The following is an 11,778-nucleotide window of genomic DNA, read 5'->3' as shown; positions in this document are numbered from 1 at the left end:
AAGAGTAGACGAGCCTGCGGGATTTCGCTCGCGACACAGCGCGCGAGCGGTCGGGCGCCACGCGGCTGTGGGTTCACTCGCCGGTTCGCAGGTTGCTGACGCCGCCCACGGCGTGGCCGCCGGCAGCAGCGGCGCTCGAAGCGGGCACCGTGGCGGCGCCAGCGGAAGGCTGCGCCGTAGCCTCGTTCGTCGCGGCCGCGGTCGCCGGTGCGCCCGGAGGCGGGACTGACTGCCCTGCCGCCAGCGGCTTCAGGTCGAACGGCTGCGGGTCGGAATCGTCGACGTTCATGCGCTCGCCTGCCACCGAGCCGTCCGCCGCGAACTTGCCGACCCAGTTGCCGGTGATATGCGTGCCGTCGTTCGATTCCTCGACTTCGAGCGTATCGCCATCCCGGTCGCCCGCGATCAGGATCACCGCGCCGGTGTCCGTGAACTGATACTCGCCGTGCACGCCGGACGGGTCGTCGCTTTTCGGACCGAGCTTCAGCACGATCTGGTGTGAGCCCAGCATGCCGGCGTAGCGCGGGAACTTCGCGAATTCGGGGCTCGGCTTGAGTGGCAACTGGATCGGCGGAGGTGCCGCCAACGCCTTCACCGCGTCGCTCTCCGCCCACACCTGCGCGGGCAGCATCGTCGCCGCACCGGCATACAGCAATACGGCAGCGCTCGTCATCCACCAACCGCGCCGGCGCACCGCACCCTTCATCGCTTTCAATTCCCGCATCCTTCCTTTCCTTTGCTCGATACTACTTACGGCCGACGTGCCGCGCTTCAGATCCGTTCGAAGATCGCCGCGATGCCTTGCCCGCCGCCGATGCACATCGTGACCAGCGCATAACGCCCGCCGATCCGCTGCAGCTCGTAAAGCGCCTTGACGGTGATAAGAGCACCGGTCGCACCGATCGGATGGCCGAGCGAAATGCCCGAGCCGTTCGGATTGACCTTGGCCGGATCGAAGCCCAGTTCCTTGCTGACCGCGCAGGCCTGAGCGGCAAACGCTTCATTGGCCTCGATCACGTCGAGGTCGGCGACCGTCAGCCCGGCGCGCTCGAGCGCGCGGCGCGTGGCCGGCACCGGGCCGATGCCCATATACGCCGGATCGACGCCGGCATGCGCGTATGACACCAGCCGCGCCAGCGGCTTGATGCCGCGCTGTTCGGCGAGGCTGCGCTCCATCAGCACGACCGCCGCGGCGGCGTCGTTGATGCCGGACGCATTGCCCGCCGTCACCGTGCCGTTTTCTTTCGCGAACACCGGCTTCAGCCTGGAAAAATCTTCCGCCGACGCGTTCATGCGCGCGTGTTCGTCCGTGTCGAACACGACGTCGCCTTTCTTCGACGGAATCGTGATCGGCAGAATCTGTTGTTTGAAGTAGCCGCTCGTGATCGCGTTGGCCGCGCGGCGATGCGATTCGAGGGCGAGCGCGTCCTGCGCTTCGCGCGAGATGTCGTATTTACGCGCGACGTTCTCGGCGGTCACGCCCATATGGATCGACTGGAACGGGTCGTTCAGCGCGCCGACCATCATATCGACGAGGCGCGCGTCGCCCATGCGCTGACCGAAGCGCGCGGCCGGCATGGAGTAAGGCGCGCGGCTCATGTTTTCCGCCCCGCCGCCGATCGCGATGTCGGCGTCGCCGAGCAGCACGCTTTGCGCGGCCGACACGATAGCCTGCAGGCCGGAGCCGCACAGACGGTTCACCGTCAACGCCGGCGCATGTTGCGCAACGCCGCCATTGATTGCGGCCACACGCGCCAGGTACATGTCTTTCGGTTCGGTGTGCACGACATTGCCGAACACCACGTGGCCGACTTCGTCGCCCGACACGTTGGCGCGGGCCAGCACTTCGCGCACCACGCGTGCGCCGAGATCGGTCGGCGAAAAATCCTTCAGGCTGCCGCCGAAACCGCCGATTGCCGTACGCACACCGCTTACCACCACTACGTCCCGTTGCATCGCTCGCTCCTCTTTAGTCTCTCAAGATGATCTTGCCTCGGCGGGTGGCGCTCTGTAGCGCGCGTATTCAGCCCGCCAGAAGTTGTTCGACCGTCGCGCGCGAAGGAATCGGCGCGACGGCGCCGTAGCCTTGCGTGGACAGCGCAGCGGCCACGTTCGCGTAACGCGCCGCGGCAAACGGATCGTCGCCCGCGACTATACGCGCGATGAACGCGCCGCCGAAGCAGTCGCCCGCGCCGGTTGCGTCGACGGCATTGACGACGTGGCCCGGCACGACGCGCCGCTCGTTCGGCGTCGCGATATACGAGCCCTCTTTGCCGAGCTTCAGCGCAACCACGCTCGGGCCGTGCGACAGCAGGAAATCGACGATCTCGTCACGGCCGGTCAGGCCCATGAGGTCGGTGACGTCGTCCCAGCTCGGCAGGCAGATGTCGGTCTGACGGATCGCTTCGAGCATCACGGCGCGCGCCCGCGCGAGCGGCCACAGCTTCAGACGCAAATTGGTGTCGAAGCTTACGCGCACGCCGTTGGCGCGCGCATGCGCGATCGCTTCCAACGCTGCGTCGCACGCGCTAAGACTGATCGCGAGACTGATGCCCGACAGATGAATCACCCTGGCTGAGGCGATCGCGTCGAGCGGCAGATCGTGCGGCGCGTAGCGGCTTGCGGCCGAGCCGGCGCGCAGATAGTCGAACGCGTGGCCGTTCGGGCCGTGCGACACGAAATACACCCCCGTGGACGCCTGCGGATCGACGCGCACCAGCGACGTGTCCACCTGCTCACGTTCCCACAGATCGACCACAAACGCCCGAAATGATCCGCGCCGACAGCCGACACGAAACCGGTCCGCGCGCCTTGCCGTGCAGCCGCGATACAGAAGTTCGACGTATCGCCGCCGAAGCCTTGCAGATAGTTCGGCTGGTCTTTGGCCGACTGGTTGAATTCGATCATCGCCTCGCCAGGCGCGAGGATTTCGGGACGCCCGGACTGCGGCATTGCGGTCGTGCTGGGCGTCATCGATTAAACCTCGCCCCACAGGTCGTGACCGTCAGCGCCGGTGATCTTCACCGACACGAAATCGCCGACCTTGTAGCGCTTCGACGCCTTCGCAGCCGGCGCGATATACACGACGCCGTCGATCTCCGGCGCGTCAGCCGCGGTGCGGCCGATGCCGCCGTCGGCGTTGATTTCGTCGACCAGCACCTTCAGCGTCTTGCCGACCTTCTTCGCGATACGCTTGGCCGATACTTCCTCGGCGACTTCCATGAAACGCGCGCGGCGCTCTTCGCGCACTTCGTCAGGCAACGCGCCGTCGAGTTCGTTGGCCGTCGCGCCTTCGACCGGCGAATAGGCGAAGCAGCCGACGCGATCCAGTTCCGCCTCGCGGATAAAGTCGAGCAACGTCTGGAACTGCTCTTCGGTCTCACCGGGGAAGCCGGCGATGAACGTGCTGCGGATGGTCAGATCCGGGCACATTTCGCGCCATTTCTTCACGCGCTCCATCACTTTCTCGGCGTTGGCCGGACGCTTCATGCGCTTTAACACTTCCGGATGCGCGTGCTGGAACGGCACGTCGAGATACGGCAGCACGTGGCCCTTGTACGGACCTTCGGCCATCATCGGAATCACTTCGTCGACGCTCGGGTACGGATACACGTAGTGCAAACGCACCCACGCGCCGTATTGCGCGGCTAGTTCGCCGAGCGCGCCGACCAGGTCGGTCATGCGCGTCTTGATCGGCTTGCCGTTCCAGAAACCCGTGCGGTATTTGACGTCCACGCCGTACGCGCTCGTATCCTGCGAAATCACCAGCAGTTCCTTCACGCCCGACTTGAACAGATTTTCCGCTTCTAGCATCACGTCGGCGACGGGACGCGACACGAGGTCGCCGCGCATGGACGGGATGATGCAGAACGTGCAGCGGTGATTGCAGCCTTCGGAAATCTTCAGGTACGCGTAATGGCGCGGCGTGAGTTTTACGCCGGCGGCCGGCACCAGGTCAACGAACGGATCGTGCGGCTTCGGCAGATGGGTGTGCACGTGCTGCATCACTTCGCCGAGCGCGTGCGGGCCGGTCACGGCCAGCACCTTCGGATGCACTTCTTCGATCAGCCCCGAGCCGCTCGCGCTTTTCTTCGCGCCGAGACAGCCGGTCACGATCACCTTGCCATTTTCGTTGAGCGCCTCGCCGATCGCGTCGAGACTTTCCTGCACCGCTTCGTCGATGAAGCCGCAGGTGTTGACGACCACGAGGTCCGCGCCGTCGTATGTGCCGGAAATTTCGTAACCTTCGGCGCGCAGTTGAGTGATGATCTGCTCGGAATCGACCAGGGCTTTCGGGCAGCCAAGGCTAACGAATCCGACCTTGGGCGTGGCAGTCGGGACAATCGTGGGTGTGGCAGACATGGGGGACCGCTTGAAGACGTTAAACCTTGAATTGTAGCGGTTCGCCAAGGCTGCCGCTCGTAAGTCTTTGAATTTTCGCCCTCAAACGACCGCGAGGTCCGCCGGATCGCGCTGTGAAAGGTGCCCGGATTGATGTGTCGCCGTTAATTGGCCGACGCCCAAAGCACGCTCGATCACTTCCAGAATTTCGTGCGAATCCTGCACCCGGCGGATCGCCGCATGCAGCTCGGCGGCCTGCGGCCAGGTCCGTTGCAAATAACTGAGCCACTTTTTGACGCGCCCATGCTCGTGCCGGGAAGCGACACGGGCCTGCAATTTCCGCAGATAACCGGCGATGTGACTCAGCACGTCCTGCCAGTCCCCGTCGGATGGCGAGCGCTCCATCAGTCCGCGGATTCTCAGCGCCAGGAAAGGGTCCGAGACGGCGCCGCGTCCGATCATCACATCCGCACAACCGCTGATCGCGCGGCAGCGCTCCCAGTCGGCCACCGTCCAGACTTCTCCGTTCGCGATCACCGGCACGTCCACGGCGGCGTCGATGCGCGCGATCCACTCCCAGTGGGCGGGCGGCCGGTAGCCGTGATCCCGCGTTCTGGCATGCACGACGAGCGAGGCCGCGCCGCCTTCCGCGAGCGCCGTGGCGCAGTCGATTGCAAGCGATGTGTCGGACACGCCGAGCCGCATTTTTGCCGTCACCGCGATGCCGGCCGGCACCGCGGCGCGTACCGCCGACACGATCCGGTTCAACTGTTCAGGGTCGGCCAGCAGCATGGCTCCGCCGCCGTGCTGATTCACGACCTTGGCGGGACATCCGAAGTTCAGATCGATGCCATGCGGCGACAAGGTGGCCGCGTGGGCCGCGTTCAGGGCCATCCATTCGGGGTCGCTGCCGAGCAGCTGGATGACCATCGGCGTGCCGTTGGGCGTGCGGGCTCCGTCGAGCACCTCGGGCGCTTCCCGCTCGTAGACGCGGGTGGGAAGCACCGAGCCCGTCACGCGAATGAACTCGGAGACGCATCCGTCGAATCCGCCGATGCCGGTCAGCACGTCACGCAAGACGTAGTCCGCGAGACCTTCCATGGGGGCGAGATAGAGGCGGCTCATGCGGAAATGGGCGCCGGGAAATGGCGCGATTGCCGACGGCAAGGTAGGCAGTGATGAACCATGAAATAGATCGTCGGATGCGCGCAGCCTTGGTAAGCAGCTTTGGGTGAGTGACTTCGGATGAATCGATGGACGGGACCGCGTTCGGCAATTCGAAACTAGAACGCCATTTTACCCGCCAATTGCCATTCATCGAATACCTCGGCCGAACTAGAGGCCTCCCCCGGGATGCATCGAGCCCGACAAGGAACGAATCAAGACGCCAGGGCCGGCCGCTACCCGCCCATTTACCTGCGTCGGAACACGCTCACGGGACTGCCATATCGGCCGGCGATCGGCGCCGTTGTATGAACGAGCAGATAGTCCTGCCCGGTAAGCTGCTTCAGCCGGGCCTCGGTCATCGGATAATTGCGCAAACCCTGATCCGGCGGTGACTGCTCGTCCATCGACACGACCACATCAGGCGGCACCCGCAGCGCCTCCTTGAGCATTTGCGTTCTGGTCGCTTCCGGTAGCGACGCCAGAATGTACGGCCAGCACATATTCATCGAATAAGCACTCGGTGCGCCCTGCGCCACCAGCACGTGAGGCAAAGCGCTCCAGTTGAAAACCTTGTCGCCGGGTTTAATGAAGCGCATGACCTCAGCCGTTGAACGGTTGATGGGCGCCGTGGCGCTCTGCAAGTCGTTGACCTGCTTCATCCCGACGTAACTGTAGATCAGTCCCGCAACGAGCACGAGCACAATGCCCGACGACGTAAAAACGACTCGCCTGCTCGACATCGACAGCAGGAGTCCCATCACCACGGCAACAGGTGCGAGCGAGGCGAGAAAATAGTGCGCAAAGAAAGTGAGCGCAACAACGGCCTGCAGCCACGCGCCGATCATCCACGCAATCGCAAGTACCAAGGCGAGCCGGCGCTTTGTCCAGCCTTCCGATCGCGTGTTGTAGAGACGAACGGCCGCCAATGGCGTCAGAATGACCATCGCGATGGCTGTCCAGACTCGATGCACGGAAAGAAACTGCACCAGATCGAGCGACCACAGCGGTACCAGATAGGACGTTTTTGCATTCGCGACAAACTGGTCCATCAGAACAGGGGAAAGACCTGCGCGAAATCTCACGGTGCCCAACAAGTAGTTCTGCAACGTGTCCGTCAAAATCAGATGCAGCGCGAAACCGCCCAAACAGATCGACGCGCCGAGGCAGCCGCCGATCAGCCATGAGTATCCGAGCCGGTTGCGCATGATCATCAGCCATGAAACGACGATAAGTGCGTCAGGTAGAAGCGATGTCTGTTTGACAAACCAGCCAAGGAAGACAAAGACGCCGATCAAAAAGCCATGCGCAAACCACCGTCTCCCAGGCACGCGCAACAGCAATGCGAGAAGCGCAAGCTCGGGCAAAGACTGGTAGAGCGCGATATTTAAACCGTTGTCCGTTACGCGGACATCCAGCGCAAGGACCACGTAAAGGAGCGATACCACGATCGCGGGTAAAACCGCGCTTGCGATCGGCAACACGTCCCGCTGCCGCGACGGCGCTCCACGCGATGGCACGGACACGACGAAAAAAATCAGAAGCGCCGTGGCAGCCATCCAGAACGCTTCGGCAATTCGGGCCGATTCGACAATTCCGAACGCACCGGAAAAGAGTCGGATAAACGGACTCCAATATATTTCCACCAGCGGGTTCTTGGTCTCGAACGAAGCCCAATAAGGCGGTTCGCCGTGCGCAATATTATTCGCCATGAAGACGAAATGCGCGCCGTCGCGCTGCATAACTGCATGAATATCGGCCCGCAGATAAAATGCAGCCACCGTCGATATCGTCAGCAATGCCAACAGACGCCAGATCGCCACGTTGGAAACGCTCACACCTGTCCCGCTAGGAGCCGACTCGAATTGCACGGAGGCATGTGCAGTTTTTGGATCAATCTTCAACAAAGCTCCTTTATTTTGTGTGTACGTGAAATCCAGTCAGGGCGCCGTCTCGCGACCGAATCGCGGGGACACTTCTGTCAGGCCGACGGTTCGTCACTCGTCTGTCGGGCCGCATCAAAAGTCCAATAGCGGTTGATCAGGAAATTACACACAGGAACGATCGCGATAACGTAAAGCTGCGCGCTGAAGTAATTGCAGTGAGCATAGGTGACCAGAACGAACACCATGCCTGTATTCAGGCACAGCCCCCCGAGCGAGACGACGACGTATCGCCAGAAGCCGGCCATGCGCGAGCGCCTCGACTGAAACGCCCACTGGTAATTCAGGCCGTACGAGATCAGTAGCGCCGCGCAAAAACCAGCGACGGCTCCCGCAACCGGCTTCCAGCCGAGCAGTTCGACGCAGGCGGCGAGGACCGCGAGGTGTGCGAGTGTCCCCAGTCCACCAGCCACGATATATCGAACAAACTGCCTCGTGATCATTCACATCTTCCACTCTGCAATCACGTACCGCGGTCTCTGCTTGACCTCCTCGTAAATGCGCGCCACATAAATGCCGATCAGGCCCATACCGAGCATCGATACGCAGCCGAGGATTAGCAGCAACAAAATGACCGTCGCAAAACCATCCACCGCATTGCCGCTCAGCTTGTGAAACAGCGTCTGGGCCCCGAGTATGACCGCCAGGATCGCGAAGGCGAAGCCAGCACCGATCAACAGGTAAAGCGGCGCGGAGGAAAACGATGCAAACGCTGTCATCGCCAGACGAACGAGTTGCAGTTTCGACCAGCCACTCTCGCCGCCCGCCCGCTCATCCACGTCGTACTGGATCTGAACGCGTCGGAAGCCGAGCCACGCATTCATGCCCCGGAAGAACAGATTGCGCTCGCCCATCGCACGCCAGGCATCGACAACCCGTCGATCCATCAACTTATAGTCGGATGCGCCGCGTAAATCGAAGCCCGTCATCCTGGAAAACATGGCGTAAAACATCCTGCTGCTGAAGCGCGCAGAAACACTCTCTGTCGCGCGTGCGCGCTTCACGGCATCCACGACTTCGGCACCCTCGCGCCATTGCGCGACCATCTCCGGAATGAGTTGCGGCGGATGCTGGAGATCGCCATCCATGACAACGACGGCGTCGCCGCTGACATGTTCGAGCCCCGCTGCCAACGCCGCTTCTTTGCCAAAATTTCGGCTCAGGCGAGCAGCCTTGATTTGCGGAAACTGCGCGCATTGCTGCTGGATCACTTCCCAGGTGTTGTCTGGAGAGCCGTCGTCGATCAGCACAAGCTCGTAACGGATCGGAATCCCGTCAAGGATCGAAATGATTTCTCTGACTGAGCTGGCGAAGTGGCTCGCTTCCCTATACAGAGGGATCACAAGCGAAAGCAGCGATTGATCGTCACCCTTACGCATTGTTTTGACCAATGCACGCAACTGTCGTGGCCGGAAGCCACATGTTGTATTGGCCCAGCGCTCCAGAGATTTTGACACCAAATTTAGAAGCAATCAGCGGCAATGGAAATGCGTGCGGATAGGGTACGACCTCGACACCGGAAAGACCGCACTCCTTCATCAAGCGGCTCAGGGTGCGGACGTCAAAGTAAAGGACGTGTTCGGGAAACTTGAATGACGGCCACCGGTTTCCCATGATTTTTCTCCAGAAGCTCCCAAAATCGGGCGCCGCGATCAGCAGGCTGCCACCTGGTTGAAGTTTCTCGACCAGTGCCTCGATGAATTCCTTTGGACGATACACGTGCTCGATGACATGTGTAGCGATCACACAGTCGAACCGCTCATCGCCGGGAACCGCGTCGACGCCACCGTGGCAGACCTGATCGGCGAATTGTCTCGAATGCTGGACCGCATTCGCGGAATAGTCTGTCCCGACCGTGTGACTAAAGAACGGGCGAGCCTCAGCGAGCAAATAGCCGAAGCCGCAGCCGATTTCGAGCAGCGAACCGCCAGTTTTCTTCTGCTTCTCCAGATGCGTCAATAAGCGCCGGAATGTTCGGCGTAGCGGCTCTTCCTGGTCAGAGTAACTTTCGTACCCATCGCCCTCGCCCCCGCCGAAATAGTCGTCGTTCTGATAAAGCGAGAGCATCTGTCGTTCGGACGCTCGTGGCGCCAGATAGGCCATGCTGCACTGTGTACAGCTGCAAACCTCAAATGGACCGCCTCTCTGCTCGGCATACATCCGCTTTCGCTGCGAGCTTCCACATAAAGGACAGTCGGGTATCTCCAGTTCGAGGTCGGTCATATGCGAGAAAAACACCAAAGAGCACGTCAAAAAAGCAGGTTCGTCGCCAGCGACGTGACAGAAGCCGGCAAAGGTCACGGGGAGGACCAAGCGGGCATTGTAAAGGACGGTGTCGGATCGAGCCAAAAAACCGGGCTCGGATCAACCAACCGTAACCCAGCCTCGATGACTGATCTGACGACCACGCGCGGTCCCGGGCAACATCGTTCGTGCATGGGCTGTCCCGCAGAGGCGCGGAGGCTGGATTGGACCCGTAGGAGTATCCGACGGCTAGCCGATCTCGCGAAAGCGCCCCTTCGAACCTGAAGGCGCCGGCTTGGCGATGAACGTGCACGAGGGTCTGATGGGCGGCACAACGCGTAGCAGCGACGGCACCCACAATGACAGGCGGCGCGGCCGAAGACTGCCGCGCATACGGTTGCGGTTGCAAAACCATCCACGGAAAATACGTCTGGCGCGCAACCTGCAGCTATCTCGGCCCTGCGACCACGCGACAGCGCGTTCCGTCACACCCCAGAGCAACCCGCGCCGCAACCGGTATCTGCGCCCCTACTTCTTCTCCGCCTCCGGATCAACTTCCGGGCTACCCTGCGGATTGGCCGGAGCACTTCCGGGATTGCCGGCACTGACCGCGCCCCCCGGCGTAAACGGAAATGTGGCGAACATCGATTTCGCCTGGTTCTGCATCTGCTCCTGCATCTGCACGAACATGTTTTTCGACTGCTCGATATAGCTGGTCATCATGCCCTGCATCATCGGCGCCTGCATGTTCATGAATTGCGACCAGACTTCGGGGTTCATCGCCTTGCCTTCGTACAGATTCTTCGACTGGTCGGCGAGCTTCGCCTGAATGTCGATGAAGGCCTGGATATTCTTTTCCAGATACGTGCCCATCATGCCCTGCATCGCATGACCGTAGAAGCGGATGATCTGCGACAGCATCGACGAGGAGAACATCGGCAAGCCGCCGCTCTCTTCTTCGAGAATGATCTGCAACAGGATGGCGCGCGTCAGATCCTCGTTGCTCTTGGCATCGATGACCTTGAAATCCTCCTGATCCAGCACGAGCTGTTTGACGTCCGTCAGCGTGATGTACGTGCTTGTCTCGGTATCGTAGAGCCGACGATTCGGATATTTCTTGATCAGTCGTTCGGCTGTTTTCTTTGTAGTAGTGGTCATGTAACGCCCTTGAGCGCAAGTTGAGCGTGGAAACGGCGTCAGCGACTGCGCAATCGGGCCTTTGCGCAGTCGAGACGCCGCCGAACCATCTGAGCCGAAGCGCGCTGCCTTGTGAGCGGCGCGCCGGTGACTCAGCCCATATGCAAACCGCCGTTCAGCGAAAAATCAGCGCCCGTGGAGAAACCCGATTCTTCCGATGCCAGCCATGCCACGATCGAGCCGATTTCGTCCGGCTGGCCGAGACGGCGCACCGGGATCGTCGCGACGATCTTTTCCAGCACGTCGGGGCGGATCGACTTGACCATATCGGTGCCGATGTAGCCCGGCGACACAGTGTTGACCGTCACGCCCTTGGTGGCCACTTCCTGCGCCAGCGACATCGTGAAGCCGTGAATGCCGGCCTTCGCGGTCGAGTAGTTGGTCTGGCCGAACTGGCCCTTCTGGCCGTTCACCGACGAAATGTTGATGATGCGGCCAAAGCCACGCTCGACCATCCCGTCGATCACCTGCTTGGTGACGTTGAAGAGGCTGGTCAGGTTGGTGTCGATCACCGCCGTCCAATCTTCGTGCGTCATCTTGCGGAACACGACGTCGCGCGTAATGCCGGCGTTGTTCACCAGAATATCGATCTCGCCGACTTCGGCCTTGACCTTGTCGAACGCGGACTTGGTCGACTCCCAATCGCCGACATTACCTTCGGACGCGACGAAATCGAAGCCCAAGGCCTTTTGCTCTTCGAGCCACTTGACGCGGCGCGGCGAGTTCGGGCCGCAGCCCGCGACGACCTTATAGCCCTCTTTGTGCAGCCGCTGGCAAATGCTCGTGCCGATGCCACCCATCCCGCCCGTTACGTACGCAATTCGCTGTGTCATAAACTACACTCCGTTATCGTTTTCGAGGCGCCGACTGGCTGCCTCTTCCCTCGCCT

At 61.5% G+C, this 11,778-nt stretch carries 10 protein-coding genes and 1 pseudogene; all 11 read right to left on the bottom strand.

All coding sequences use genetic code 11. The annotated features are described in order from the left end of the window. Positions 1-73: 73 nt before the first annotated feature. The 11 genes and pseudogenes from B0G82_RS15455 to B0G82_RS15405 all read right to left on the bottom strand — a co-directional run bounded on the left by B0G82_RS15455 (position 74) and on the right by B0G82_RS15405 (position 11,722). Positions 74-724 carry a hypothetical protein gene (locus B0G82_RS15455; protein ID WP_116141160.1) on the bottom strand — a complete coding sequence of 217 codons (651 nt, stop codon included), beginning with the start codon at positions 722-724 and terminating at the stop codon, positions 74-76. 47 nt (positions 725-771) lie between these two features. Beyond that, positions 772-1,956, bottom strand: coding sequence for a beta-ketothiolase BktB (gene bktB / locus B0G82_RS15450; RefSeq protein ID WP_121307858.1), 1,185 nt, complete (start codon positions 1,954-1,956; stop codon positions 772-774). Between the two features lie 67 nt (positions 1,957-2,023). Then, positions 2,024-2,973, bottom strand: a pseudogene (locus B0G82_RS15445) (sugar kinase). A 3-nt stretch (positions 2,974-2,976) separates the two neighbouring features. Further along, on the bottom strand, positions 2,977-4,362 hold the full coding sequence (gene rimO / locus B0G82_RS15440) for a 30S ribosomal protein S12 methylthiotransferase RimO (RefSeq protein WP_116116855.1): 1,386 nt from the start codon (positions 4,360-4,362) through the stop codon (positions 2,977-2,979). 81 nt (positions 4,363-4,443) lie between these two features. Then, the gene (locus B0G82_RS15435) at positions 4,444-5,466 is read right to left on the bottom strand and encodes a tRNA-dihydrouridine synthase (RefSeq protein ID WP_121307857.1); all 1,023 of its coding nucleotides are present in this window, start codon (positions 5,464-5,466) and stop codon (positions 4,444-4,446) included. A 287-nt stretch (positions 5,467-5,753) separates the two neighbouring features. Next, positions 5,754-7,343: a hypothetical protein gene (locus B0G82_RS15430; RefSeq protein WP_116141152.1), complete on the bottom strand. Its 1,590-nt coding sequence runs from the start codon at positions 7,341-7,343 to the stop codon at positions 5,754-5,756. A 143-nt stretch (positions 7,344-7,486) separates the two neighbouring features. Beyond that, positions 7,487-7,891 (bottom strand): GtrA family protein, encoded by a 405-nt coding sequence (locus tag B0G82_RS15425; RefSeq protein ID WP_116141150.1) that lies wholly within the window; start codon positions 7,889-7,891, stop codon positions 7,487-7,489. Beyond that, positions 7,892-8,827 carry a glycosyltransferase family 2 protein gene (locus B0G82_RS15420; RefSeq protein WP_181916745.1) on the bottom strand — a complete coding sequence of 312 codons (936 nt, stop codon included), beginning with the start codon at positions 8,825-8,827 and terminating at the stop codon, positions 7,892-7,894. Further along, positions 8,820-9,671 carry a class I SAM-dependent methyltransferase gene (locus B0G82_RS15415; RefSeq protein WP_147439487.1) on the bottom strand — a complete coding sequence of 284 codons (852 nt, stop codon included), beginning with the start codon at positions 9,669-9,671 and terminating at the stop codon, positions 8,820-8,822. The genes B0G82_RS15420 and B0G82_RS15415 overlap by 8 nt, the downstream gene beginning before the upstream one ends. 549 nt (positions 9,672-10,220) lie before the next feature. Then, a complete protein-coding gene (gene phaR, locus B0G82_RS15410; RefSeq protein ID WP_116116853.1) occupies positions 10,221-10,850 on the bottom strand; it encodes a polyhydroxyalkanoate synthesis repressor PhaR in 630 nt (209 codons plus the stop codon). 131 nt (positions 10,851-10,981) lie between these two features. Next, positions 10,982-11,722 (bottom strand): 3-ketoacyl-ACP reductase, encoded by a 741-nt coding sequence (locus B0G82_RS15405; RefSeq protein ID WP_106283532.1) that lies wholly within the window; start codon positions 11,720-11,722, stop codon positions 10,982-10,984. Positions 11,723-11,778 lie beyond the last annotated feature (56 nt).

Origin of the sequence: Paraburkholderia sp. BL17N1 (genome assembly GCF_003634175.1) — a bacterium.
GTDB lineage: Bacteria > Pseudomonadota > Gammaproteobacteria > Burkholderiales > Burkholderiaceae > Paraburkholderia.
The sequence above is the reverse complement of the archived record's forward strand: the minus strand, read 5'-3'. Positions and strand labels throughout refer to the sequence as shown.

Coding starts and splice junctions, on each gene's coding strand:
- bktB (WP_121307858.1), bottom strand. CDS start 1,956: ATGCAACGGGACGTAGTGGTGGTAAGCGGTGTGCGTACGGCAATCGGC.
- B0G82_RS15455 (WP_116141160.1), bottom strand. CDS start 724: ATGCGGGAATTGAAAGCGATGAAGGGTGCGGTGCGCCGGCGCGGTTGG.
- B0G82_RS15435 (WP_121307857.1), bottom strand. CDS start 5,466: ATGAGCCGCCTCTATCTCGCCCCCATGGAAGGTCTCGCGGACTACGTC.
- B0G82_RS15405 (WP_106283532.1), bottom strand. CDS start 11,722: ATGACACAGCGAATTGCGTACGTAACGGGCGGGATGGGTGGCATCGGC.
- B0G82_RS15415 (WP_147439487.1), bottom strand. CDS start 9,671: ATGACCGACCTCGAACTGGAGATACCCGACTGTCCTTTATGTGGAAGC.
- rimO (WP_116116855.1), bottom strand. CDS start 4,362: ATGTCTGCCACACCCACGATTGTCCCGACTGCCACGCCCAAGGTCGGA.
- phaR (WP_116116853.1), bottom strand. CDS start 10,850: ATGACCACTACTACAAAGAAAACAGCCGAACGACTGATCAAGAAATAT.
- B0G82_RS15425 (WP_116141150.1), bottom strand. CDS start 7,891: ATGATCACGAGGCAGTTTGTTCGATATATCGTGGCTGGTGGACTGGGG.
- B0G82_RS15420 (WP_181916745.1), bottom strand. CDS start 8,827: ATGCGTAAGGGTGACGATCAATCGCTGCTTTCGCTTGTGATCCCTCTG.